The 24617-nt window shown below is 68.1% G+C and carries 23 protein-coding genes; 8 read left to right on the forward strand and 15 right to left on the reverse strand.

Annotation, left to right across the window (positions count from 1 at the left end):
• Positions 1-213: 213 nt before the first annotated feature.
• The gene (locus tag AC1DBQ_RS02795) at positions 214-1842 is read left to right on the forward strand and encodes a thiamine pyrophosphate-dependent enzyme (RefSeq protein ID WP_476927068.1); all 1629 of its coding nucleotides are present in this window, start codon (positions 214-216) and stop codon (positions 1840-1842) included.
• Positions 1843-2039: 197 nt separating this feature from the next.
• On the forward strand, positions 2040-3515 hold the full coding sequence (locus AC1DBQ_RS02800; protein WP_476927046.1) for an aromatic amino acid lyase: 1476 nt from the start codon (positions 2040-2042) through the stop codon (positions 3513-3515).
• A 102-nt stretch (positions 3516-3617) separates the two neighbouring features.
• On the opposite strand, the gene AC1DBQ_RS02805 is transcribed toward AC1DBQ_RS02800, so the two are convergent.
• The gene (locus AC1DBQ_RS02805; RefSeq protein WP_476927047.1) at positions 3618-4397 is read right to left on the reverse strand and encodes an SDR family NAD(P)-dependent oxidoreductase; all 780 of its coding nucleotides are present in this window, start codon (positions 4395-4397) and stop codon (positions 3618-3620) included.
• A 67-nt stretch (positions 4398-4464) separates the two neighbouring features.
• Here AC1DBQ_RS02805 and AC1DBQ_RS02810 point away from each other — a divergent pair, with 67 nt between their 5' ends.
• Positions 4465-5172: a TetR family transcriptional regulator gene (locus AC1DBQ_RS02810; protein WP_476927048.1), complete on the forward strand. Its 708-nt coding sequence runs from the start codon at positions 4465-4467 to the stop codon at positions 5170-5172.
• A 106-nt stretch (positions 5173-5278) separates the two neighbouring features.
• On the opposite strand, the gene AC1DBQ_RS02815 is transcribed toward AC1DBQ_RS02810, so the two are convergent.
• Positions 5279-5818 carry a DinB family protein gene (locus AC1DBQ_RS02815; protein ID WP_476927049.1) on the reverse strand — a complete coding sequence of 180 codons (540 nt, stop codon included), beginning with the start codon at positions 5816-5818 and terminating at the stop codon, positions 5279-5281.
• A 148-nt stretch (positions 5819-5966) separates the two neighbouring features.
• Positions 5967-6692: a DUF2306 domain-containing protein gene (locus AC1DBQ_RS02820; RefSeq protein WP_476927050.1), complete on the reverse strand. Its 726-nt coding sequence runs from the start codon at positions 6690-6692 to the stop codon at positions 5967-5969.
• Positions 6693-6826: 134 nt separating this feature from the next.
• Between AC1DBQ_RS02820 and AC1DBQ_RS02825 the strand changes: the two genes are divergently transcribed.
• Complete coding sequence (locus tag AC1DBQ_RS02825; protein WP_476927051.1) at positions 6827-7576, forward strand: TetR/AcrR family transcriptional regulator C-terminal domain-containing protein; 750 nt, start codon at positions 6827-6829, stop codon at positions 7574-7576.
• 7 nt (positions 7577-7583) lie between these two features.
• Here AC1DBQ_RS02825 and AC1DBQ_RS02830 read toward each other — a convergent pair whose 3' ends face one another.
• The 3 genes from AC1DBQ_RS02830 to AC1DBQ_RS02840 form a co-directional block, all read right to left on the reverse strand.
• Positions 7584-8372 (reverse strand): alpha/beta fold hydrolase, encoded by a 789-nt coding sequence (locus AC1DBQ_RS02830; protein WP_476927052.1) that lies wholly within the window; start codon positions 8370-8372, stop codon positions 7584-7586.
• A 90-nt stretch (positions 8373-8462) separates the two neighbouring features.
• A complete protein-coding gene (locus tag AC1DBQ_RS02835; RefSeq protein WP_476927053.1) occupies positions 8463-8960 on the reverse strand; it encodes an SRPBCC family protein in 498 nt (165 codons plus the stop codon).
• A gap of 28 nt (positions 8961-8988) precedes the next feature.
• Complete coding sequence (locus AC1DBQ_RS02840) at positions 8989-9429, reverse strand: ArsR/SmtB family transcription factor (RefSeq protein ID WP_476927054.1); 441 nt, start codon at positions 9427-9429, stop codon at positions 8989-8991.
• A gap of 217 nt (positions 9430-9646) precedes the next feature.
• Here AC1DBQ_RS02840 and AC1DBQ_RS02845 point away from each other — a divergent pair, with 217 nt between their 5' ends.
• A complete protein-coding gene (locus AC1DBQ_RS02845; protein WP_476927055.1) occupies positions 9647-10648 on the forward strand; it encodes a medium chain dehydrogenase/reductase family protein in 1002 nt (333 codons plus the stop codon).
• Between the two features lie 45 nt (positions 10649-10693).
• On the opposite strand, the gene AC1DBQ_RS02850 is transcribed toward AC1DBQ_RS02845, so the two are convergent.
• Positions 10694-12670 (reverse strand): ATP-binding protein, encoded by a 1977-nt coding sequence (locus AC1DBQ_RS02850; protein ID WP_476927056.1) that lies wholly within the window; start codon positions 12668-12670, stop codon positions 10694-10696.
• Between the two features lie 273 nt (positions 12671-12943).
• On the opposite strand from AC1DBQ_RS02850, the gene AC1DBQ_RS02855 reads away from it, so the two are divergent.
• Positions 12944-13516: an MOSC domain-containing protein gene (locus AC1DBQ_RS02855; protein ID WP_476927057.1), complete on the forward strand. Its 573-nt coding sequence runs from the start codon at positions 12944-12946 to the stop codon at positions 13514-13516.
• Positions 13517-13519: 3 nt separating this feature from the next.
• Here AC1DBQ_RS02855 and AC1DBQ_RS02860 read toward each other — a convergent pair whose 3' ends face one another.
• From AC1DBQ_RS02860 to AC1DBQ_RS02885, 6 genes are all read right to left on the reverse strand, one after another.
• The gene (locus tag AC1DBQ_RS02860; protein WP_476927058.1) at positions 13520-14329 is read right to left on the reverse strand and encodes a hypothetical protein; all 810 of its coding nucleotides are present in this window, start codon (positions 14327-14329) and stop codon (positions 13520-13522) included.
• 90 nt (positions 14330-14419) lie between these two features.
• Entirely contained in the window at positions 14420-15541 is a 1122-nt protein-coding gene (locus AC1DBQ_RS02865; protein ID WP_476927059.1) for an NAD(P)/FAD-dependent oxidoreductase, read from the reverse strand.
• 64 nt (positions 15542-15605) lie between these two features.
• Entirely contained in the window at positions 15606-16661 is a 1056-nt protein-coding gene (locus tag AC1DBQ_RS02870; RefSeq protein WP_476927060.1) for a Gfo/Idh/MocA family protein, read from the reverse strand.
• Positions 16661-17440, reverse strand: coding sequence for an amino acid ABC transporter ATP-binding protein (locus tag AC1DBQ_RS02875; protein ID WP_476927061.1), 780 nt, complete (start codon positions 17438-17440; stop codon positions 16661-16663). The genes AC1DBQ_RS02870 and AC1DBQ_RS02875 overlap by 1 nt, the downstream gene beginning before the upstream one ends.
• Entirely contained in the window at positions 17437-18225 is a 789-nt protein-coding gene (locus AC1DBQ_RS02880) for an amino acid ABC transporter permease (protein ID WP_476927062.1), read from the reverse strand. The genes AC1DBQ_RS02875 and AC1DBQ_RS02880 overlap by 4 nt, the downstream gene beginning before the upstream one ends.
• A 112-nt stretch (positions 18226-18337) precedes the next feature.
• Positions 18338-19186: an ABC transporter substrate-binding protein gene (locus tag AC1DBQ_RS02885; RefSeq protein ID WP_476927069.1), complete on the reverse strand. Its 849-nt coding sequence runs from the start codon at positions 19184-19186 to the stop codon at positions 18338-18340.
• 203 nt (positions 19187-19389) lie between these two features.
• Here AC1DBQ_RS02885 and AC1DBQ_RS02890 point away from each other — a divergent pair, with 203 nt between their 5' ends.
• Positions 19390-20472, forward strand: coding sequence for a LacI family DNA-binding transcriptional regulator (locus AC1DBQ_RS02890; protein ID WP_476927063.1), 1083 nt, complete (start codon positions 19390-19392; stop codon positions 20470-20472).
• 134 nt (positions 20473-20606) lie between these two features.
• Positions 20607-21896, forward strand: coding sequence for a cation:proton antiporter domain-containing protein (locus AC1DBQ_RS02895; protein WP_476927064.1), 1290 nt, complete (start codon positions 20607-20609; stop codon positions 21894-21896).
• A 283-nt stretch (positions 21897-22179) separates the two neighbouring features.
• Here the strand turns inward: AC1DBQ_RS02895 and AC1DBQ_RS02900 are convergent, their stop codons facing one another.
• A complete protein-coding gene (locus AC1DBQ_RS02900; protein WP_476927065.1) occupies positions 22180-23340 on the reverse strand; it encodes an AI-2E family transporter in 1161 nt (386 codons plus the stop codon).
• A 134-nt stretch (positions 23341-23474) separates the two neighbouring features.
• Positions 23475-24617, reverse strand: a 1143-nt coding sequence (locus AC1DBQ_RS02905) for a glycoside hydrolase family 15 protein (protein ID WP_476927066.1), incomplete at its 5' end; no start/stop codon positions are given.

Raw genomic sequence — 24617 nt, forward strand, 5'->3', positions numbered from 1 at the left:
ACCGGAAACCGACTAGGCGCCACCATCCGTTCCGCTGGATTCAGTGGACATGCCTTGCCCGCCAAACCAACCCAAGAAGACAACCAAGTGATGAAAACGGAGTCTGCATCCACCATKACCGCAACCGACACGTACCCAGTCGACGGCGACACCCTCCCACCCCTCCAGACGGTCCCGGCGGCTATCCCGGACAGCTTCAACGGCAACGGGACCATGAAGTCCGCCGGCCACGTCATCGTCGATTCCCTCGTGGCGCACGGGGTTGAACGCACCTTCGTTGTGCCGGGGGAAAGTTTCCTGGACGTGCTCGACGGGCTGCACGGCTCGGACATCGAGACCGTGGTCTGCCGGCACGAGGGCGGCGCCGCCTATATGGCCGAGGCCGACGGCAAGATGAACCAGCGCCCCRGCGTCGCCATGGTCACCCGCGGCCCCGGGGCGGCGAACGCCCACGTCGGCCTGCACACCGCGTGGCAGGACTCCACCCCTATGCTGCTCTTTGTCGGTCTCATTCCGTTCGCGCACCGGGACCGGGAGGCGTTTCAGGAGTTCGACATCAAGGCGTGGTTCTACACCGGTGCCAAACGCGTGATGGTCCTGGACCACCCCGAGCGGGCCTCCGAGATTGTCGCCGAGGCCATGTTCGCGGCCATGAGCGGCCGCCCCGGCCCCGTGGTGGTAGGCCTGCCGGAGGACATCATCCGCGCGCAGATCGATCCGGCGCTGCACCCGGCCATCCCGGTGGCCGCGGGCGGCATGAGCAGCACGGATGCCGGCGCCCTTGCCGAGGCCCTGGCACAGGCCAAGAAGCCGCTCTTTGTCACCGGCGGAAACGACTGGACCCAGGACGCCGCCACGGAGCTCACCGAGTGGCTCGAAAAGCACCACATCCCGGCCGCGGCGGAATGGCGCACGCAGGGAACCGTCTCCTTCGACTCCCCCAGCTACGTGGGACCGATCGGCTACGGCCGGCCCCGCCCCACCTACGATCTCCTGGAGGAAACCGACCTGCTCGTGTTCGTCGGGACGGTCCCGGGCGACGTGATCACGGACGGCTTCGTCTGCAGGCAGGACTGGAACAAGGAGAACTTCCTGGTCACCATCGATCCCTCGCTGCGCGGCCGCTCCGGCCCCGTCTCCCGCCAGATCCTGGCCAAGCCGGAGGCCTTCGTCCGGGACTTGGTGAACATCGACCTCCCGGTCAAGGAGGAGTGGAAGGCGTGGACGGCCCGGATGCGTGCCGAGCAGCAGTCCTTCGCCAGCCTGCCGCCGTCGACCCCGGACGAGGGGCCCGCCAAGATGGACACCCTCATGGCCAACCTCGTGCCRCTGCTGCCCGAGGACGCCATGGTCACGTTCGGGGCCGGCGAGCACACCAACTGGGCGCACCGGTACTTCCCCACCCGGCGCTACGCCTCCATGATCAGCGCCCGGAACGGCTCCATGGGGTACTCGATTCCATCGGCCATCGCCGCCTCGCTGGCCAGCCCGGAGCGGCGGGTGGTCACCATCGCCGGCGACGGGGAATTCCTGATGAACGGCCAGGAGCTCGCCACGGCCGCCCAGTACGGAGCCACGCCGCTCATCATCGTGATGGACAACCAGGAGTACGGCACCATCCGCACCCACCAGGAACGCCACTACCCGTCCCGGGTATCGGGCACGCAGCTGAAGAATCCCGACTTCGGCATGATGGCCCGGGCCTTCGGCGGTTTCGGCGTCACGGTCACCGAAGACCGGGACATCCCGGCCGCCCTTGAGGCCGCGCTGGCCGCCATCGACCGCGACGGCGTGTTCGCCCTGGTCCACCTCGTCGTCGAACAGCGGGTCAAGGCCTACTAAATTGCGGTCCGGCCAGTAAACAGACGGACGACGACGGCGGGAGCCTCCCGCCGTCGTCGTGTCCTCCTKGTTGCGCTATCAGGTCTGGTTGTCATTCGGCACCGATAGCCGCCATATCTGAAAGTGCAACGGGGTGGCAGGGTGTCCCCTTGTACAGGCGGGGGCCCCGGACCACACTGATTGCTGGAGGCAACATCATGGAACCAGTCACCATCAGCGATCTGCCGATGACGCAGGAGGAATTGGTCGCGGTAGCCGAGGGCGCGCCGGTGGCACTCGGCGGGGCCGCCAGGGAGCGGATCGCGGCGAGCCGGGCCCTGCTGGAGGAAGCCATGTCCGGTGGCGACCCGATCTACGGGCTCAGCACCCGGGTCGGCCACGGCAAGGACACCAGGGTCCCGCGCGAAGAGCTCGAACKGCAGCAGCAATTCCTCGTCGCGAGTCATGGCGGCGCGTTCGGACCCCTGCTGGACCGGACAGTGGTCCGGGCCGCGATGGCCGTTCGTGTCAACGGCATGGCCCGGGGCGGCTCCGGCGCCAGCCCGGCCGCGGCAGACGCCCTGCTGGCCATGTTGAACGCCGGTGTGCACCCGGTCCTACACGCCACGGGCTCGGTCGGCGCTGCCGATATCAGTCCGATGGCCGGCATCGCCCAGGTGGCTGTCGGCACCGGCACGGCGGAATTCCGGGGCGAGACCCTCCCAGGGGCCGAAGCCCTGCGCCGTGCGGGGATCGAGCCGCTCCGGCTTMAGGGCCGCGACGGACTGGCGTTAATCTCGGCCAACGGCGTCTCGATCGGCCAGGGGGCCCTGGTGCTGGCCCGCGCGGCCCGGACGGCCGGCGCCGCGGACCAGGCCGCCGTCCTGTCCATCGAAGCCACCCGGGGCAACCCCTCCGTATTTTCCGCCGCCGCGGCGGCGGCCAAGCCGTATCCGGGGCAAGCCGCAGCAGCGGCCCATCTGCGCGAACTGCTGGAAGGCAGCCTGCTCCTGACCCCGGGCGGGCCGCGGTCGGTGCAGGATGCCCTTTCGTTCCGGGTGATCCCGCAGGTCCACGGGGCGTTCCGGGAGTTCCTCGMGACGGCCGGGGGTGCCGTGGACACGGAGCTGAACTCCGCGAGCGATAACCCGCTGGTCGACGTCGCATCCGGCTCGGTGCTGAGCAACGGCAATTTCCATCCAATGGTGCTGGCAATCGCCTTCGACGCCCTGCGCGTGGCTCTGGTCCACGTGGGGCAGCTGAGCGAACGCCGCATGAGCCACTTGTGGAATGCCATCATGGCGGCGATGAAATCGGGGTCCCCGCCCGGGAGCCACGGCCCCGCCGCGACGCCGGGCCTGCAGCTCCGCTACGCCGGTTCAGCCTGCTACATCGAGCTCCGGCTCCTGGCAGCTCCCGCCACCCTGGACTCGACCATCCTCGATGTCGGCGTCGAGGACCATGCGACGGGAGCCATGCTGAGCGTCCGCAAGACCGAGGAAGCGCTGGGCCTTCTCGAGGACCTGCTGGCGATCGAGGTTCTGCTGGCTGCCGACCTGCTGCGGATCTCGGCCCCKGAAACCCTCGGCGCCGGGGCCGCGGCGGTTCTCCGGCTCAGCGCGGAGGCGGMGGCCGGTGCAGGATCGGCCGCCGACGTCCACCGCAATCTGCGGGACCGCTTCCCCGGAGCCTAAGCCTCCCCTTGGATGCGCTATCAGTCCTGGTCGTCATTCGGCTCGGATAACCGCCAAGACTGATAGCGCAACGGGTTGGTGGGCAGGTGGTTGGACGGACCTTTAGACCGCCGACCAGCCGCCGTCGGACGCGAGGACCGCGCCGTTGACGTTGGTGCCGTCGTCGCTGAGCAGGAAGGTGATCGAGGCCGCGAGCTGTGCCGCGGTCGCCGGCGCGGGGATGTTCGCGCCCATGAGCGGCTGGAGCCGCGCGGCCCCGAGCTCGGATCCCCAGGGGGCCTCGATGTTCGTGATGGTGGCGCCCGGGGCCACGGCGTTGAACCGCAGGCCCTTGGGCCCGTACATGACGGCCGAGTTCTTGGTCAGTCCGATGACTGCGTGCTTGGAGGCCGTGTACGTGKCGCCGGCGGCGGATCCGCGCAGGCCGGCCTCGGAGGCGATGTTGACTACGGAACCGGTTCCGGCCTCGAGCATGAGCGGCACGACGGCGCGGGTCAGGCGCATGAGGGCCGTGACGTTGATCCGGAAAACCCGCTCCCAGGTTTCGTCGTCCACCTCGTGGATCGGCGTGAAGTTGTCCATGATCCCGGCGACGTTCGCCAGCGCATCAACGCGCCCGCMCGCCGCGGCCACGACGGCGGCAACGGTTTCCTCGGTGGAGATGTCGCCGGGCACGGGAACCAGGTCCAGGCCAGCGTTGTCCTGCAGGAGGGCGTCCAGGCGTTCCTTGCTGATGTCGGCCGCGATCACCCGGCCGCCCTCCCGCGCGACGCGGAGGGCTGTGGCCTGTCCAATGCCCGATCCCGCACCCGTGACGATGACGGTCTTGCCTGCAAAGCGGCCCGCGGTGACAGTTTCCTGCCATGAAGCTTCGTTGCCCATGATGTCCTTCCAGACGTTGAGGATGCTGACAGGCTCACCTTATGACACTCTGTGTCATTATGTAAGGGTGAATACTGGCCAGCCCTCCGAGGACCACCAGCCCGCCGCCGCCGCGCGCGCCACCGGGCGGCCGGCGACGATCGACCCCGACGCCGTCGCCCGCATCGCCCTGCGCCTGTTCGCCGAGCGCGGCTACGAACAGACGTCCATGGAGGACATCGCGGGCGCGGCCGGGATCGGGCGCAAGAGCCTGTACCGCTACTTCGCCAGCAAGGCCGACCTCGTCTGGGGCGGCATCGAGCCGGTCACGGAGGCGGCCGGCCGGGCACTGGATAATGCGGGTGACGGCGGCGGCCCCGCTGGCAAGTCCGACGGCGGGCCCGCTGGCGCGTCCGACGGCGGTTTCAATGCCGACTCCGACGGTGGACTCCGGCCAGAGGCGGGTGCGGCGCAGATCCGGGCAGGACTGAGCGCGGCGGCCGTCGCCGGGGCAGCCGCGCTTCCGGACCTCGCCCTTACCCGCGGGCGCCTGCGGCTGATCGCCGAACACCCGGAACTGGCCAGCCGGAGCTACGCCGCCCTCGCTCCCCAACGCGAGCGGGGCCGCCGGCATTTGATCACGCTCGGCGTCCGCGAGGACATGGCCGGCTACCTCTGCGCGGCCTATCTGGGGGCAACATTCGAGGCCTGGATGCAGTGGGCCGCCGGCAGCGATCCCGATCCCGTGCCGTTCCTGCTGGCCGCCATGAACGTGCTGCAGATGCCCGACGTGTAGGAGTCTTCGAAAGACCCGCAGGACGCCCTGAAGACGCAGGCGGCGGGCGAGTGGCGCCGTCGGACTCCCCGCCGGAAATGCCCGGGGAACGCCTTTCCGGCGGCAGCTACTCCCCGGTCTGCCCGTCCACCGCTTCGCGGAGAAGGTCGGCGTGGCCGTTGTGCCGGGCATACTCCTCGATCATGTGGCACAGGATCCAGCGCAGGCTCGGCGCCGAGCCGTCGGGCCACGGGCGCCGGGCCAGTTGGTCCAGGCCACCGCTGGCCAGGGCATCCGCGACGCTCTCCCGGGAGCGGTCGACGGCGCCCTGCCACAGGTTGCGCAGCTGGTCCGGGGTGTCCACGGCGGCGGAATGCCAGTCCCAGTCCGGGTCGGCCTTCCAGTCCACGGTGCCGAACGGAGCCTCCCGGTCCCGCCCGTGCAGGGAACGGGAAAACCATTCACCCTCCACGTAGGCCATGTGCTTCAGCAGTCCGCCCAGGGTCATCGATGAGGCGGCGGTCGTCGCCCCGAGGCCGGCGGCGTCCAGCCCGGCGCACTTCCACGCCAGCGTGGCCCGCTGAAAGTCCAGGAAACCCAGGAGGGTCGCAGTTTCATCGGCGGCAAGGGGAGGCTCCGGGCGCCCCTGATCGTCCACAATTGTCATGCGCGTGAGTCTAGCGGGCTGCCATCCGGCGTCCGTGGGGCGCGCCGCCGACGCCTCGCCAGCCGCGAACTCGCCGGAAACTCTCCGAGTCGCCGGGAAAGTACGACGAACCGGCAGCACTCCGGCGATTTCGACGACGGCGGGCGCCTCACGCCGTCGTCTGCCTCACCGATTCAAGTCCTGTGACTTTCCGCCCGGGTGATCGCGGCACCCTCGTGGCCCGTTGCGCGCGGCGGCGGATGACGACCTCGGCCACCGCAACATTGATCACCCAGGCCGAGCCCAGCAGCGCCGCCCGGGTCGACTCGTCGGGCGGGCCGACCAGCAGCATCCACGGCAGGCTCACCAGCGCCTGCGTACCCGCGGCGACGCCGATCGCGTAGCCGCKGGTCATCCATGCTCCATGCCGCACAAAGTCCCGGCGCACAATGGCGACGATCCCCAGGACAATGCTCGCCGCCATGGCCGAGCCGAAGACGAGCCGCAGGACGAAGAGCGCCGGGCCGTCGCCGGCCGGCAGCGGATAGAAGGCGGCCATCCACAAACCGGACAGGGCGGCCAGCAGGCCAGCCGGCGCCAGGATGCGGCCCGCGATCCGGTGCCAGCCGCGGCGGCCCCGCAGCGAGGGCAGGAACTGGAATGCCCCGAGCRGGCTGTAGATCGTAACGCAAACAATGTGCGTCACCACGGGAACGGGCGAGGCGAAGAACCGGGCGTTCTGCGGCGTGATGGCCGCACCCCCCGTCAATTCCGTCAGCCGTGCTGCCMCCGCAATGACCGGGATGAGGCTGAGCAGGATCAATCCGGCGGGCACCGGCCACTGGGGGCGACGGCGGACGCGGGGCACGGGGGCGCTGCTGGCTTGAATCGTCATGGCTTGGTCCTTCACTGGAGCGGCCCACGGACTGTTTCACACGGCTCGTGGTGTACGGCGTACACCTGATGCGCACAACGCTAGGTGTACGCCGTACACTTGTCAAGAGGAGACCGCTAGGGAAAGGTGGCCGKATGACCCAGCAAGCGGAACGCACGCGCCGGATCCCCCTCAGCCGGGACCGGGTGCTGACGGCCGCCGTCGTACTGGCCGACGAGGTGGGGATCGAGGCGCTGAGCATGCGCCGGCTGGCCCAGGAACTCGGCGTCGTGCCGATGGCGCTGTACAAGCACGTGGCCAACAAGGAGGAACTCCTCGACGGCATGGTGGACGCGCTCGTCAGCGAGATCGATCCTCCCGCCCGCAATGCCCGCTGGAAGGACGCCGTGCGGCTGAGGGTGCTCTCGGCCCGGCGGGCGCTCTTGCGTCACCAGTGGGCCCGGCAGGTCCTGGAGTCGCGCACCAACAAGACTCCGGCGGTTCTTGGGTACATGGATTCGTTCATCGGGATGTTCCTGGCCGGCGGCTTCTCCGTCGATCTGACCCACCACGTCATGCATGCCCTAGGCAGCCGCATGTGGGGGTTCACCCAGGAGCTGTTCCCTGACTCCGCCGGCGGGACGGCTGGGGGGACCGCCGGCGGGACGGCGGATCTGCCGCCGGAGGCGCAGGCCGCCATGTTCCGCGAGATGGCCGAGCGGTATCCGAACATCCTGAAGGTCGCCGCCTCGTCCGCGCACGAGGACTCCGCGGTGGGGCACGGCTGCGACGACMAGTTCGAGTTTGAGTTCGCGCTGGATCTGCTCCTGGAGGGCTTTGAACGCCTGCACCGGCAGCACTGGACGTCCATGCCGAAAAAGACCTCGACGCCGGCAAAGCCCTGACCGCGCCCTACTCCTCCAGGAACCGCAGCAGGTAGGGGACGATGGTCCGCATGGCCGTCAGGTCGCCGCCGCTCGCAGACAGTTCGCCGAGGTAATCGCCATGGCCGCCCGGCACGATCATCAGGCGCGCCCCGGGAATGACACGGGACATCCGCACKGCGTGTTCTGGGCTCATGACATCGCGGTCGGCGCCCAGGACCAAGGTGCGGGCCGTGATGCGGCGCAGGTCATCGTCCGGCCAGCCGGAGAAGGTCAGGATGCGCTGACGGTCCAGCTCGAACAGCCGCTCGAGGTGTCCGGGCTCCGGATTCAGCCGGCGGTCCGCGCCCTTAAGCGCCTCCGGCATCTCGGCAAGGGTGCCCTTCGCCATGCCGTCCCAGAACTCGTCGCTGACCGCGTCCCGGCTGACGAAGGTGGAGGCGGCAATCAGGCACCGCACGGAGGCCGGATACCKCATCGCCAGTGCCAGCGCGGTATGGCCGCCAGCGCTGAAACCGAGCACGTCCACGGAGTCCACCTTGAGCTCGTCGAGCACGGCTTTGACGTCGTCGGCGGAGTTTTCAGCGGTGAGCGGGCGGCCGGTCGCCGCGGTCCGGCCGTGCCCTTCTTCATCGACGGCGATTACCTGGAGACTCTCGGCCAGCAGCGCCGGGATGAGGCCGGCGAAGTTCGTCTCAATGGTCGACCCTCCGCCGGGGATGAGCAGCAGCGGGGGCTTGTCGGCCCGCGGGTGACCGTGGACCTCGTAGTACATGCGGAGATCGCCATGGGCCGCGTAACCGTGGGTGAAAGTCACAAGGCATCCTAACGCCGCACGCAGCGGGCTKAATAGGGCCAAAGCGGACGACGGCGGGAGGTTCCCGCCGTCGTCCGCTGTCGCTGCAGCTCAGGCGTTGACGGATTCGGCGAGGATCGCGTCCACCTGGCCCAGGGCCTGGTTCATGCCCTCTTCCATGCCCATGGCGACGATCTGCTCCATCTGCTCCTCGGCCTCGAAGGTGGACAGAACGGTCATCCGGGTGCGGCCGCCGATCGGCTCCAGCGTCACGATCCCGTGGATCCTGCCCATGTCGGCCACGGGGTCGCCGTTGTCGTCCGCGAAGCCGTCGTCGAACTCGAGGCGGTGCGGGGCGTCGATGGTGACGAAGCGCCACCAGCCACGGGCCTTCTCGCCCTCGGGGCCCGTCATGTAGTAGCTCGCCTCGCCGCCGGGGACGAAGTCATGCTTCTCGAAGGTGGCCGGCCAGGTGGGCGGGCCCCACCAGCGTTCGAGCTGGCGCGGGTCTTCCCAGATCTGCCAGACGCGCTCGACGCCGGCGTCGAACTCGGCCACCACGGTGAGGCTCAGCGCCTCGAGATTCTTGACTGAACTGACAACGGTCATGACAAACCCTTCCTATCCTTCAGCGTTACTACGTGTTCCCTGCCTGTTTCGTGCCTGCTTCGGTMCTGCCTGATTCTGACTTGCCTGATTCTGACTTGCCTAGTTGCGGGTCGGCTGTCTCGGCGAGCAGGTCGGCGATCCGGTCGGCCCGCTGCCGCCAGATGACCTCGTACTCATCGAGCAGGCGGCGGGCTTTCTGCAGCCCGTCATGGTTGGCCCGCACAATTTGCTCCCTCCCCCGCTTCTCCTTCGAGACCAGCGAAGCCCGTTCGAGCACCGCCACGTGCTTCTGGACGGCCGCGAAACTCATGGCGTAGAGGGCGGTCAGCCCGGAAACCGAGTACTCCCCCACTGTCACCCGGCGCACAATGTCCCGTCGCGTCGTATCGGCGAACGCCTGGAACAAGCGGTCAAGTTCTTCGTCGCTGAGCGGTTCGCCGAGCTGATTCCTGCGTTGATCTACAACCATTTGGTTGCAGGATAGTCCGGGCCTGCGCCAGGTGTCAATGGGGCGGCGGGTGGCCCGGGACGCCGAGTTCGCCGGAGGCCCGCCGATTCGCCGGAAGCTTACGGCGACCTCGCAGGGGTCCGGCGAATTCGCGTGCCTGTTGACGGAGACGTCCGTGCCGGATGGACCCGGCGTGCCGGCCGCGCGCCGGGCGTAGAGTGAGCCCACGAAGCGTGTGGTGATCGACCGCTTCGGCGGCCCCGAGGTCTTGAACGTGGTGGAGGTCGCGGATCCCCGGCCGGGCCCGGGCGAAGTCCGCGTCAAGGTCCTCGCCTCCGGTGTCTCGTTCACCGACGCACAACTGCGGGCCGGCACCTATCTCGGCGGACCGAAGCCGCCGTTCACGCCCGGCTACGAGCTCGTCGGCGTCGTCGATGAACTCGGCCCCGGCTGCTCGCGGATACGCGTGGGAGACCGCATCGGCGCGCTGACAGTGTGGGGCGCCAACGCCGAGAAGGTCTGCGTTCCGGAAGTGTATGCGGTGGAGGTGCCCGAAGACCTCGACCCGGCCGAGGTCGTGAGCCTCGTCTTCCCCTACATGACCGCCTACCAACTGCTTCACCGCACGGCCCAGGCGAAGCCCGGAGAGAGCGTTCTGGTGCACGGCGCGGCCGGCCGCGTCGGCACAGCGATCCTCGAGCTCGGAGCGCTGGCCGGCCTCCGCCTCTACGGGACTGCTGCCGGCCGGGACGGCGGTGCCGTGGAGCGGCTCGGCGCGGTGGCAATCGACTACAAGAACGAGGACTTCCTGGCCCGGGTCCGCGGGCTCACCGGCGACGGCGTGGACATAGCCCTCGACGGGATCGGCGGCCCGTTGTCGCTACGTTCCTTCCGCGCACTCCGGCCCGGCGGACGGCTCGTGGTGTTCGGCCGCTATGCCACCATCGCGCAGGGGCGCAAGAACTGGCCCGGGGTGTTCGCCTGGTATGCGGCAACCGGGAGCGTCGCCCTCTGGGGCTGGCTTTCACCCCGCAGAAAAGTGCTGTCCTACCGCATCCAGAAGTTGCGCATCCATCACCAGGACTGGTTCCAGACGGATTTCCTGGTGCTCCTCGGGATGCTTCGCCGTGGCGAGATCCACCCTGTGGTGGCTGAGCGGCTGCCGCTTTCGGAGGCCCGGCGCGCCCACGAACTACTGGGAAGCACGGCGGCAACAGKGAAGATCGTGCTCGTGCCCTAATCCGGCACGGTCACCGCCGCGTCACCGCGCGAAATCCGGCCGCGCTTAGCCCAGGAACGTGCGGTGGATGTCGCTCCCGTAGCGACGGATGATGTCCCGTTTGGCGGCCTGGAAGGCCTTAAGGTCGCCCGCATGCCCGTGCTGCTCCACGCGGCGCCTGGCCAGCTCGTMCGAGATCACATCCAGGAAGAGCTCGGCCAGTAACAGCCGGGCGGAATCCCGGAAACGGCCGCGGCCGTCCACATACAGCTGGACCGTTGGGGCGCCGGTGTTGATGATGACCTTGCGTTCCGCGGGGCTGTAGACGGCACGGTCCGCACTGTTGTGCAGGGTGCGGAATTCGTAGCCGGTGAAGAGGTCGACGCCGTGATCCCGGCTCGGGCGGTGGACCTCGCGGTGCGCCGCCTGTTGCCCCGAGGCGTCGGTGGTGATGGCGTGGTGCGGCGGCTGGTCGGCGCTGCGGCGGGAGGCGTGCTCAGCGATGACGATCTCGCACAACGCCCAGTAGTCGCCGGCCCGGACAGTGATCTCGCCATGATCCCCCGCCCGGTCCCCCGCCATGGTMCACTCGATCCTCCGCGTGTCCCCAAGCGCGCTGACCGGGACCGGGGCAGGCGCGGGGTCAATCCGCAGTGAACCGGGCAACGCGAGCTCAAAGGTGAGCGTCCCGGCGTCGGGCAGCTGGCCCGGGTCCAGCAGCAGCGTGACATGGAACGCGTGCCCCGGCGGACGGTAGTAGAAGGGCGTGGTGAACCGCAGGGCCGCCGGCGGTGCCACCGCCACCGAGCCGTCGCCGTTCCGGAGCGGCGGGCCCGTCTCCAGCCCCAGATCGATGACGGCCGCCTCGCTCATGTGCTGCAGCAGGTGCTCGATCATCTCGGCGGTCMGCCCCGACGTCGTGGCGCGTTCCAGGTGGGTGAGCTTTTCCTTCTCAGCCTGCACGGGGCCGGCGATCATCCGGCTGACGGCGCGCGAGAAGGCCGCAACGAAGGGGTCCTTGAGATTCAGGCCCTCCCGCTCGTCGCTGATKATCGCCTTGCCCCGGCCCAGCATCTCGGTCAGTGCCGGGCAGCGCACGGTGCCGAAGAGGTATTCCGTGCCCACCTGGTTCTCGTACTCGAACAGTTGGCAGTCGAGCACGGCCATGCCGGATTCAACTACCAGGCCGGCGGTGCGTTCGTCGCCCTTGAGCGTCAGTTCCACGTCCCGGGCCCGCTTGAGCGTGACGGTGAACGGGAACTCCCCACCATCAAGGCTGAAGCTTCCCGGCTGGTCGGGGCCGAGGAGCACGGTGGCCGGCGGCTCCCGAAAACGGATGCTCTCGCTGCCGTAGTCCTCGGCGCCGGGGCGTCCGTGCACCAGCTCCACCTCGCGCCGGTCCAGGACGTCCCGCAGGTAGATGTTGTCCGAGAGTGACTGCAGCAAGGTCGTGTGCTGGGTGATCGTGACGTGGGGATTGTCGACGACGATCGTCACCCGGGTGCCGTTGCCGGCGGCATCGACCGTACCGTCGGCGCCGGCGTCGATGTCCCCGGCGGGGATGCCCAGCCGGGCGTAGTCGGCGGGGAAGGCGCGGCGGTCAGCGCCGTCGTCGTCGTAGAGGTAGCCTCCGTTCTCGCCGCGGAAGACGTCGATTCGGGTGAACCGGCCGTTCTGGATGGTCTCGATCCAGCCGTGGCCCAGGCCGAAGATGGCCTGCTTGAGGCCGCGGCCGAAGTACCCGCGGCCGGCGCCTTCGCCGCGGGCGAGCGGGCTGTGCGCGCCGCCGTAGCTGAGGATGCGGCCGGCCTGCTCGAAGGACATGCCCTCCGCCTGGTCGCTGACCATCAGCACGGCCCCGGCGTGGTGGCGCTCGTAGCCGACGTGGATTCGGCCGGTCACGGAGGCGCCGGCCTTTTCCAGCCGGGAGTAGCTGTMGTCGCTGTTGGTGATCAGTTCCACCAGCGCCTTCTCCACCGAGGCGAAGCGCCGGGAGTCGATCCCGATCACCCGCTGGTCCACTTGGATTTCGGCAACCGTCATGCTGTTTACCTCGCTCACAACTTCGCTGTTGCTGCGCTCTGCTGATTAGGCCTTGCTGTCGGCCCGTCGGCACCGGACCGGGCCGATACGTGGAGCGTAGCAGTTCGGGCGCCCACACCGTTCCCCACGGCCGAGTTCGCCGGAAAGCTGCCAATTCGCCGGAAGGTTCCGGCGAGCACGCAGGTTTCCGGCGAATCCGGCGCGCAGCCTCGGCGTGGGCCGCAGACCCGTTGCATGGTTCCGAGTCTGTGCGATGGAGGATAGTTTTAGGGCATGACGGCAAGCTACAGGTACGACGTCGAGATCCTCAATCTTCTCGTCTCGCCGGCGCACGCCTACTTCGGCCGCGCGCGGGACGGTGCGGCAGATGTCCCTACGACGGACGCGGAGCGGGCCGAACTGGTGGCCGGTAAGGGCATCGTCGGTGACCGGTTCTTCGGCAAGGCCGCGCACATGGATGCCGCGGTTACCCTTATCGCCGTCGAGTCCCTCGAGGCGATGGCCGCGGAACTGGGCGTCGGGCCCTTTGACCCGCTCCTGACCCGGCGCAACGTGGTCCTCCGGGGCGCCCACTTGGCTCCCCTGTTTGGCGAAGACTTTGCGCTCGAATCGGGCGGGGACGTGGTCAGGTTCCGGGCCGGTCGCCCCGCCCACCCCTGCGCCTGGATGGACCGGATGCTCGCGCCCGGGGCGCACGCCGCCATGCGGGGTCGGGGCGGCGTGCGCTGCCAGCCGCTCTCGGACGGTTTCCTGAGCCGCGGGCCGGCCGTGCTGGTGAGCCCTGTCCCGCTCGAGCCAGAAAAAGCCGGCCAGGCTGTGGTGCTCCGGCCGACACGGCTGCCGTAGCAGTCACCGCATTGCGCATGGTCCGGTGCTCACAGCCACAGCCGATTTCGCCGGAAGGCCGCCAATTCGCCGGATGCTTCCGGCGAATTGGCAGGTTTCCGGCGGCTCCGGCCCGGAGGCTCCTGCTGGGTACGGCTGGGCTGCGGCGACGGGCGCGTCTGCCSGCGGCCAGGTTTGGTCGAGCCCTTTGATCCGCCGGTACGCGACGCGCACAAACCGCACGCYATTGGAGGCGATACTCACCACCCCGAAGAACGCGAAGCCGAACACCGGGTCCACCGCCTCGGCGATCTTCAGCACGGCGATTCCGGCCAGGAAGTAGATGCCGCCTTCCAGGGTGTTCACGCCCAAGGAGAGCAGGCTCAGGCCGCGGGTTGAGGCGCTGGCCAGGCCMTCGTACGCGGCGGGGACGGCGTAGAAAAGCGTCGATACGCCCAGAATGAGTCCGAGGGCGTCCTGAACGGGCATGAAGAACCGGGCGCCAATCGTGGCGACGGCAAGGGCCGCCGCCGAGCCGGCCCCGGCCAGGACAATTTCTCGCCTCTTCCGGGTCTCGGTCCTGGCCACTTCCCGGCACAGGAAGGCATGGATCACGATCCACAGGATATTGGCCGTCAGAACCCACCAGCTCTGGACCAACAACGCCAGGGCCAGCCAGCCCAGTCCGGTGCCGGCGAGCACGCCCAGGCTCACGCCGCTGACGCCGTCGCTGGTCCCGGTGCGCCGCACCCGCAGGAGCGCGGGAACTGACCGGACGAACTCGACGGCGATCAGGGCCAGCCCGGCAAGCGCRGCGGACGTCTCGGCGACCAAGTTGTTCCTTCAGGTTCCTGCGACCATTGCGCAGTTGAAGCCACCATAGCCGAGCCGTGACGGGCACGGCTCGGCCTCTGATGGCAGTGCCTACGAGAAGCGTCCCGGCCGGAAGGTTGCCAGCATCGGGTGCTTCTTGCCGGTCATGATCTCGCCGKCGAGAAGTTCGCCGGCGATGAGGCCGAGCGTGGCCCCCGAGTGGGTGAAGGCCACGAAGCAGCCGGKCACCTGGCCGAGTTCGCCGAAGACCGGCTCGCCGTCGCCCGGGATGGGCTTGTAACCGATCTTCCAGGAGGCAGGCTTGAGTTCGGGGTTGCCGGCGATGAGCTTGGAGGCTTCGTCGGCGAGTTCCTGGACGACGTCATCGGGGATGCTGAAGGAGCCGTCGGCGTGTTCGGTGATGTGCTCTTCGTACCAGTCATGGTCCAGGGCGAGGGTGTTGCCGGGGTTGGGCCGGACGGCGGCCCGCGGTGTGTTCAGCACGGCCTGCAGCCCGTGCTCCACGGGTTTGGTCACCACCAGCATGGAGACCGGGGAACCGTTCGGGATATCGACGCCGAGGGGGGCGACGACGGCGGGCGTTGCGGCGCCGCACGCCACCAGCACGGTGTCTGCCTCGTAGGTGGCGCCTGCGGCCGTCTCGACGCCGGCGGCCCGGCCGGCGTCGACCGTCACGGAGACTTTGCCGGCGTTGAGGACGAGTTCGCCGCCCCGGGCGTGGAATTCCTCCATCAGGAAGTCCACGAGGTCGGGCAGGCTGACCCAGCCCTCGCCGGGGTTGAAGATGGCGTTCTCCGGCACGGCGTCCGGATCGATGCCGGGGGTGGCTGCAGGAATCTGTTCGGGGGCAAGGAGCTTGGAGTTGTAGCCGATGGACGTCTCGTAGTCGTGGCGGGCTTCCGTGACGGCCGCCTGTCCGGCGGCGTTCCACATGAGACCTCCGCCGAACTGCAGCCAGTCCCGGCCGGGGTCCGCGGCGAAGAGGGTGCGGTACCGGTCCACGCCGGCCACCCGGAGCTGGTGGTACGGGGTGGACCGTTCTCCGGCGGAGTTAAGCCACGACAGTGAGCGGCCCGTGGCCTMGCTGGCAAGGCCGCGTTCGCTCAGGAGGATGACGGAGGCGCCTTCGCGGAGAAGGTGGACKGCGGTGGAGACGCCGAGGATGCCGCCGCCGATGATGGCGACGCGTTTGGTTGAGGGCGTGGAGGACATGGGTCTCCCTTTCGTTGCGTAGTGGGTTTGGGTTGCGCACGGGCCTTGGCCGGGGGCAGTGTGGCTAGGCGAAGGCGCKGATCGTGTCGATGACCTTCAGGACTTCGAGGGACTCTGCGGGGTCCACAGGTAGCGGGCCTTCGCCCCGGAGGGCTGCTGCCAGCCGGGTGTAGAACTCCGGATAGGCGCCGGCCCGGGCGGGGACGGTTTCGGTGGCGCCATCGACGCCGACGCACMCMCAGGCTTCCTCGGGGTCGACGCCGTAGGCGGGATCCGAGGGCGTCATGCCGGCTGCGAGGGCCGGCTCCTGGCTGTCCAGGCCCCACTTGGTGTAGCCGGCCTCGGAGCCCAGGACATGAAACCGCGGGCCCACCTGGGCCGCCAAGCCGTTCATCCACAGCCGCGACCGGACCCCGGATTCATGGAGCAGGGACACGAAGGCCTCGGTGTCGGCGCCATCCGGGTCCGGGCCGTGGTTCGCGGTCTCCCCATAGCTTTCCGTCACGGCACCAAAGAGCTGGATGGCCTGGTCGATCAGGTGGGCGCCGAGGTCGTTGAGGATGCCGMCGCCGTCGGACACTGCGGCGGTGTCCCGCCAGTTGCCGAAGCCTTCCGGCCGCCACCACTCAAAGCGCGACTCGAAGGTGCGGACCTCACCCAGCGCGCCTTCCCGGAGAACGTTGTGGAGCGTCAGGAAGTCGGCATCCCATCGCCGGTTCTGAAATACCGTGAGCTGCACGCCGGCGTCGGACGCCCGGGCGATGAGCGCTTCGCCCTCGGCCGCCGTCGTGACGAACGGTTTGTCCACCACCACGTGGAGGCCGCGGGCCATGGCCGTTGCGGCGAGGTCGAAATGGGTCAGCGGCGGCGTGCCAAGGACCAMGAGGTCCAGGTMGCCAGCGAGGTCGAACAGGGATTCCGGCGTCGGGACGATCCGKGCGTCAGGGTAGAGCCGTGCCGCTTCCGCGGCGCGGACCGGATCCGCCGTGACGATCACGTCCAGCGAGTAGTCGGGATGCGCCGCGATCAGCGGTGCGTGGAAGACTCTGCCCGAGATTCCGAAGCCGACGACGGCGGTGCGGATGGGTGCCGCTCCGGTATTTCCCTTCAGGGTCTCCATCAGAGCACTTCCGAGAGGAAGCGCTGGAGGCGTTCGCTTCGGGGGTTGTCGAAGAGCTCGGCGGGGGTTCCGGACTCGACGACTTCGCCTTCGTCCATGAAGACGACCTGGTCCGCGACTTTGCGGGCGAATCCCATCTCGTGCGTGACCACGAGCATGGTCATGCCGCGGCGACCCAGGCCTGCCATGAGGTTCAGCACCCCCTTGACCAGTTCCGGGTCCAGGGCACTGGTGGCCTCGTCGAAGAGCATGACTTCCGGTTMCATGGCCAGGGCACGGGCGATCGCCACGCGCTGCTGCTGTCCGCCTGAGAGGTCGCGGGGGCGGTGGTCGGCGCGTTCGGCGAGGCCGACCTCGGCGAGGCGGCGACGGGCGCGTTCCCTGGCTTCGGCTTTGGGCATGCCCTTGACACTCCAGAGGGCCAGGGCCACGTTCTCGAGGGCGGTGTGGTCCGGAAAGAGGTTGAAGTGCTGGAACACCATGCCGATGCGGGCGCGCAGGAGGTCCGGCTTGACCGCCAGGGCGCTCTCGCCGGCCAGGAGCACGTCCCCGCTTTTGGGTTCATGCAGACGGTTGACGCCGCGCAGGAGGGTGGACTTGCCGGAGCCGGAGGGCCCGATGATGCACGTGGTGGTGCCCGGTGCGACGGTGAGGCTGACGTTGCGGAGCACCTCGATGTCGCCGTAGGCCATGGTGAGGTTCTTCAGTTCCAGGCTGGAGCCGTGGAAGGTCTCGATGTCCGGGGCTGCGTTCTTTGTGGTGTTGCTGGCGAGGCTCATGTGTTGCTCCCGGTGGTCAGCGGCGAGGCCGCGGCGAGTTCCTTGACTTCCTTGAGGCCGCTGCTGGGGGCGGCGGGGCGGCGCCGGCCGGTGCGGAAGCGGTTGTCGAAGTGGTTGACCAGGTGGGTCAGGGGCACCGTKATCAGCAGGTAGAAGATGCCGGCCATGACCAGGGGCGAGAGGTTGCCGGAGAGGACGGCGGCGTCCTGGCCGACGCGGAAGAGTTCCCRTTCGGTGACCAGCAGGCCCAGGAAGTAGACCAGCGAGGAGTCCTTGACGATCGCGATGAACTGGTTCACCAGCGCCGGTAGGACCCGGCGGACGCCTTGCGGAACCACCACGAGGGCCATGGATTTTGCGTAGCTCATGCCGAGGGCGCGGCAGGCCTCGCCCTGGCCCTTGTCCACGCTCTGGATGCCGGCGCGGAAGATTTCGCCGATGTAGGCGCTGGCGATCAGGCTCAAGGCGATGATGCCCAGGGGGTAGGGCGAGGGTCCGAAGATCGACTGGCTGAAGCGGGCGAATCCCTGGCCGATCAGCAGGATGGTCAGGATKGCCGGGAGGCCGCGGAAGAGGTCCGTGTAGATCCGTGCCGGGACCCGCAGCCACCTGGAGGGGGATATTCCCATCACCGCGACGATCATGCCGAGGGCAACTCCGATGATCGTTGCTGCGATGGAGATGATGAGGGTGTTGAGGAGTCCGACTCCCAGAAGTTGGGGCAGGACTTCGKCCATTGCGTCGAAGTCGAAGAAGGTGCGGGTGATGGTGCTTAACCAGTCCATGGTTGCTCTCAGACGTAGGTAGCTTGTGGATCCCGGGCGGGCCGCGCTGCGCGGCCCGCCCGGTCAGGTGGCCGCCGGGCTAGGTCCCGGACGTGCCTCGTTGTGGGGACGCTTACTTGCTKGGGGTCGGGCTGGCTGTCTGTTCGGCCTTKGGCAGGTACTGCTCGGGCATCGGGGAGCCCGGGAACCACTTCTGGTACAGCTTCTTCCAGGTGCCGTCCTCCATGGCCGCGGCCAGGCCCTTGTTGAGGGCGTCCTTGAAGGCGGTCTTGCCCTTGGCCACGGCGAACCCGGCGGGGGCGTCGAAGGACGGGATGTCCGCTGCGCTGACCAGGCCGTACTGCGTTTCATAGGCCTTGGCGGCCTCGTAGTCCAGGAAGTGTGCATCGACGGATCCGCTGTTGACGGCGGCGATTGCGGTGTTGTTGTCCGGGAAGCGCACCAGGCTCGCGGAGGTGAAGTTCTTGACGGCGTAGGCCTCCTGCAGCGTTCCCTGCACGACGCCGAGGCGCTTGCCGGCGAGCCCGTCGGCGCCGGTGATGCCTGAGGTCTTCGTGGTGATGACGGTCAGGTAGCCGGCGAGGTAGCCGTCGGAGAAGTCGACGGTCTGCTTGCGCTTGTCCGTGATTCCAATGGCCGCAACGCCGGCGTCGAACTGKCCGTTGGCGACGGCGGCGAGCAGCCCGGAGAAGTCCTGTCCGGTGAAGACGACTTTGTCGATTCCGGCGCGGTGGGCGACGTCCTTGAACAGTTCGACGTCGAAGCCCGTGAAGTTACCCTGGGCGTCGGTGAAGGTGTAGGGCTTGGAGTCACCGAGGCTGGCGACGCGAATGGTGCCGGGCTCAATCAGGCCGTAGGGGTTGTCCGCCGGCGAGGACGAGGCGGAGGAGGTTCCTCCGCAGCCGGACAAGGCCAGGACCGCGGCAACAGCGGCGGCGATCAGCGCCACCGGGCGGCGCATTTTGTTTCCTGTGTTCACAGCGTTTTCCAATCGTGGGAGTGAGGGGCGAGGCGGGCGGGCAATTGGCCCCCGGGTGCGGACTGTCGATGCGAGCCTTGCTGAGTCCGGTCTCAGTCCCTAAGATTGAGACCGGACTCACACCGATTGCTAGAAATGTAATCGAAGCCACATGGGGCGTCAAGAGTCMGCTACGAAAGGCCGTAATGAATAGTGATGCTTCCCGGCGCCGCGATGTCACTGTCGCCGACGTCGCCAGAGCCGCCCAGGTTTCCAAGGCCCAGGCTGCCCGCGCCCTGGGCAACTACGGTGCCGTGAGCGACGACGTCCGTGAGCGGGTGCTGGCCGCCGCCGAGGAGTTGGAGTACCGGCCCAACGAGCTCGCCCGCAGCATGAACACGGGGAAATCGCACACCATCGGGGTGGTGGTCGGCGACATTGAAAACCCCCATTTCGGCCTCGCCACKCGGGGCATTACCGACACCGCCAAGCGCAGTGGTTTCAACGTCATCCTGATCAACACGGATGAGGATACCGAGGCRGAAGTCGATGCCGTCCGGGTGCTCCTGGACAAGCGCGTGGATGGCCTGATCGTGGCGCCGGCGTCATCCGTGGAAACGCAACATTTACGCCGCGTTCACGAATCCGGGCGCCCGCTGGTCCTGCTGGACCGCAAGGCGCCGGGGCTCGACGTCGACACCGTGGCGGTGGACATGGAGGACATCTCGCACGACTCCACGAGCTACCTCATCGGGGCCGGACACCGGAGGATCGCCTTCGTCTCCACCCTCAAGACGGACGAGCCGTACCGCGACGGCATGGTCCTGGACTCGTCCCAAATCTCGGACCGGCGCGACGGCATGAAACGGGCGTTCGATGAGGCGGGTCTGGACCTGCCGGACGATCTGATCCGCCTCAACGCCGGCGACAACGAGTCGATCAGGAAGATCACCCGCGAGCTGCTGCAGCGCCCGGACCCGGCGACGGCGATCATCGCCTCCGACGGCCYGATMGGCCTCAGCGTCGTTGAAGCCATCCAGGAGCTGGGTCTGCGGATTCCGGACGACGTCTCCTTCCTCATGTACGACGACTTCGCCTGGACCCGCCTCACCACCCCGCCGCTCACGGTCATCGCGCAGCCCGTGTATGACATGGGTGTTGCGGCGGCGGCGGCCCTGATCCGGCAGATCGAAGGTCGGAAGGCCCCTGCGCCCGCGCCGACGTTCACGGCTCGGCTAATCCGTCGCGGCTCGGTCGCAGCCCCGCGGGTGACCGGCGTCGGCAACTAATCTGCKGCATGCCAGGGCCCCTAGGGACTTTGGACACGGGCACGGGCAGCCCCGCCGCGCCTAAAGTTGAACATGGCCTGTTCCGACGCGTCTCATGACAACTCCGGGGGCACGGAGGCGGGCACAGATCCGTCATGGAGCTGACGGTCCTAGTTCTCATCGCCGCCGCACTGTTCGCGTGGGCGCTGGTATCGGCGCGGCTGCAGCAGGCGGACCTGACCGCTCCCATAGTGTTTACTGCTGTCKGCATGGCCTTGGCCTGGGCCGGGCTGGTCGATGCCGCGTCGCCCCCGGCGGCCATCACCCCGGTTGTCGAGGTCACCCTGGTGTGGGTGCTGTTCTCCGACGCCGCCCGTCTGCCCCTTCAGGAGTTGCGCCGGGACGTGGGCCGCTATGTGCGGCTGCTGGGAATCGGCCTGCCGCTGACGATTGTGTTCGGGTGGGTCCTGGCCGCCTGGTTCTTTCCCCAGTTCGGACTGTGGCTGGCCCTGCTCGTCGGTGCGGCGCTGGCCCCTACTGACGCCGCGCTCGGGATCCCCGTGGTAACGAACCCKGCMGTGCCGTCGCGGATCCGCCAGCTGATCACCGTCGAGAGCGGCCTCAACGACGGCATCGCCACCCCGGTCGTCATGRTCGCGATCGCCGGYGCGGCCGCCGCSGCAGGYMTGGAGAGYGCMGCCGGTCCCGGCGGYGCGRCCGTCGARCTGCTCATCGGCGCCGGCGTGGGCGCGGCAACCGGCGCCGCGGGCGGGTGGCTGCTGMGGCTGGCCCGYCGCCGCGGRACCGCCGCCGAGGACTTCGCCGGCATCGGAGTCCTTGCCCTGAGCCTGCTCGCCTACACCGSCGCCCTCGCCGTGGGSGGCAACGGATTCGTCGCCGCGTTCTGCGGCGGCCTGGCGTTCGGCACCTGCGCCGGCCGACGGGGTCCGGCCGAACTGGTCTTYGTCGAGCAGATGGGCGGCCTGGTTTCACTGCTCGTTTGGCTGGTCTTCGGAGCCATCGCCGTTCCGACGATGGTGGCGCACTTCGTCCCCCTGACCATCGTGTATGCCGTGCTCAGCCTCACGGTCGTGCGCATGCTGCCGGTGGCRCTGGCCTCGATCGGTACCGGCCTGGACCGGAACACCGTCCTGTTCGTGGGCTGGTTCGGTCCGCGCGGCCTGGCATCCCTCGTGTTCGCGCTGCTGGCGCTGGAAGCCGTCGGGCCCGCGTCGGATCAGGCGGTGGCCGTCATCACGGCCACCGTGCTGCTCAGCGTCCTGGCCCATGGATTGAGCGCCGCGCCGCTGGCCGCCCGCTACGGACGCGCCGCCGCCGCAGCCGGCCCCGAGCCCGKCGGTCCGGTGCCGGTCACCCCTGCTCCCTCCCGGGGCCTGAGCCGCAAGTTCACGGCCTTCCGTCGTTTCGAGTCACACGGACCATAAAAGCGAAATCCGCCCGAGACGAGGACGCACCCCCTGTGGGCTCTGGAAAGGCAGGGCGGGGACGGTAATTTCCCGGACTCGGCAGCCCTGACGGCTCCGGTTGCTGGAATATTTCCCGCCTTCGAGCGGGGGCTCCGCGGCGGGGATTTGGGGATAGCAGAATCAGGATCGTGACGCTTATGGGCACGGTTCTCATCGCTCCCGCGACGCCGAAGAGCACCAGACTGGTGAGGGTGCTCAACATGAGGCTGTCACCTGCCCCGGGAGACACCCTGACGGCACGTCATGCCTTCGGTACGTTGCCGGCGTCGGTGTCCGGGCGGCCTGGTCGCGGCCGTCCGCGGCGGGCACGGATCGCGTCGTCTTCTTGCTTTAGGAGCAGTTCCACGTCTTTCCTGTCGCCCGTCAACGGCCGCCACCATGAGATGGACGGGTCTGAATCGAGCAGGATGGCGCGGGCAAAGAGGGTCAGGGGGACAGCGAGGATGGCGCCGACAGGGCCCAGGACCACGGCCCAGAAGAGGACAGAAACAAAGGTCAGGGTCTCGCTGAGTGACACAGCGTTGCCCACGTACTTCGGCTGAATGATGGACTGGATCACGCTGTTGATCCCGCCATAGATGATGATGATGGCCCAAACGGTCGGCCAGCCGCCGGTGAGGAATCCAAAGAACAGCGGCGGGACGATCGCGATGAAGTAGCCAATGTTGGGGATGAAGCTGCAGATGAAAGACAGCAAACCCCAGAGCAGGGCTCCCGGGACCTGCAGGATGACCAGGACCAGCCAGTTGAACAGGCCCTGGGCGATCCCGAGGACCGTGGTGGCGACCATATAGCGGCGCACTCCGGTGCCGAAACCGATGAAGGCGGAGACCACTGCCGGCCGGTGGTAGGTCAAATGGGTCAGGATCGCCGGTACGCGCGAGCCGTCGACCGCCATGAGAATGAGCATCGTCAGGATGATCACGAGGCTGCCCATCAGGCTCGCTATGTTCCCCAGCAGGCCGCCGAGGAATCCGATGATGCGGCCCGGAGTGAACCCGTTGAGGACCTCCTGGACTTGCTCCGGTCCGAAACCTATAGACTCCAGCGTCGCGGCGATGGAGTCGCCGAGCTGGGCCACCTCGGGAGCGTATTGCGGCAGCAGCGCGGAGAACTGCGCGAGGGAGGCAATGAGGATTGCGGCGAAAGCGATCAGCAACCCGAAGACGGCGGCAATCGTGGTTCCCGTGGCGATGCCCCGGGAAATTCCCCGGGCCTGCATCCAGCGGCGAATGGGATGAACACACARMGTGAGCACGAACGCAAAAAATACCGGGGTGACGATTCCCCTCATCGCGCCCAGGCCGAACGCCACCACGGCCGCGCCAGCCAGGAAGAGCAATATGGTGACGGTGCGGGGGAGGGCCGGACGTGGGTCGGATTCCGATGATGCCGGCTCCATGGAGCCCTCCTTGGTTCAGTCTTGCCGTATTTCAGKTGAGGAGGCGTGATGAGTGGACAGGTCTGTGGCTTACGTCCCGCTTCTTGGCCGTTTCCCCTCGGGGGCAATCCCGGTCTGGGTTTGCGGGTCGGGTGTCACAGGACCCTCCTTGGCCGGTGCCCGGCGCGGGGAGTCTTAGTCGCAGCGTCGTCCAGGCATTCGTTGAGGGTGATGGCGGCGTCGATGAGTGCGAGGTGCGTGAACGCCTGCGCAAAATTGCCGATCTGTTCACCGGTGGTAGCGATTTCTTCGGAGTACAGGCCCAGGTGGTTCGCGTACGTGAGCATTTTCTCGAACGTCAGGCGTGCTTCGTCGACCCGGCCGGCGCGCGCCAGCGCGTCGACGTACAGGAAGGTGCACAGCGAGAACGTGCCCTCGGAGCCGCGGAGACCGTCCGGCGAGGCGCTGGGGTCGTAGCGATAGACCAGGCTGTCGGAGACGAGTTCGGCATCCATCGCCTTGAGGGTCGAGCGCCACATCGGATCATCCKGCGAGACGAACCCGACCTGTGACATCTTCAGCAAGGAGGCATCGAGCACCGTGTCGCCATACTGCTGGACAAAGGCCTGGCGCTCGGGGCTCCAGCCCTTTTMCATGATTTGGTTGTAGATCGCGTCCCGCTCGGCCATCCACCGGGCCATGGGTGCCGGACGGCCGTGCGACGTCGCGAGCCGAATGGCACGGTCGAACGCAACCCAACACATCAACCGCCCGTAGGTGAAGTCCTTGCGCCCGCCCCGGGTCTCCCAGATTMCTTCTTCCGGCTGGTCCCAGTTGTCCGCGAGCCACTCCAGCAGGTCGCAGATGGCGATCCAGCCCGGTTGTCCGATTTCGACTCCGTAACGGTCGAGGTGATAGATGGCGTCGAGCGCCTCGCCGTAAATGTCGAGCTGAAGCTGGCCCGAGGCCCCGTTTCCGATCCTCACCGGGTAGGAGCCGCGATACCCCTCCCAGCCCGTCAGGACCTCCTCATTGAGGTCAGGGCTGCCGTCAACGCGGTACATGATGTTAAGCGGCCCTGTTTCGCTGTCCAGCTGCTCCGTGATGCGGTCCCGGAGCCAGTGGCTGAAGGCAATGGCCTCGTCGACGAATCCCATCCGTACGAGCGTGTGAACCGAAAAAGACGCATCCCRGATCCACGTGTACCGGTAGTCCCAGTTGCGTTCTCCGCCGATCTGTTCGGGCAGGCCTGCCGTGGGGGAGGCTACCAGGGCACCGGTGGGCGCATAGGTCAGGAG

Source organism: Arthrobacter sp. 10T413_2 (assembly GCF_056394205.1).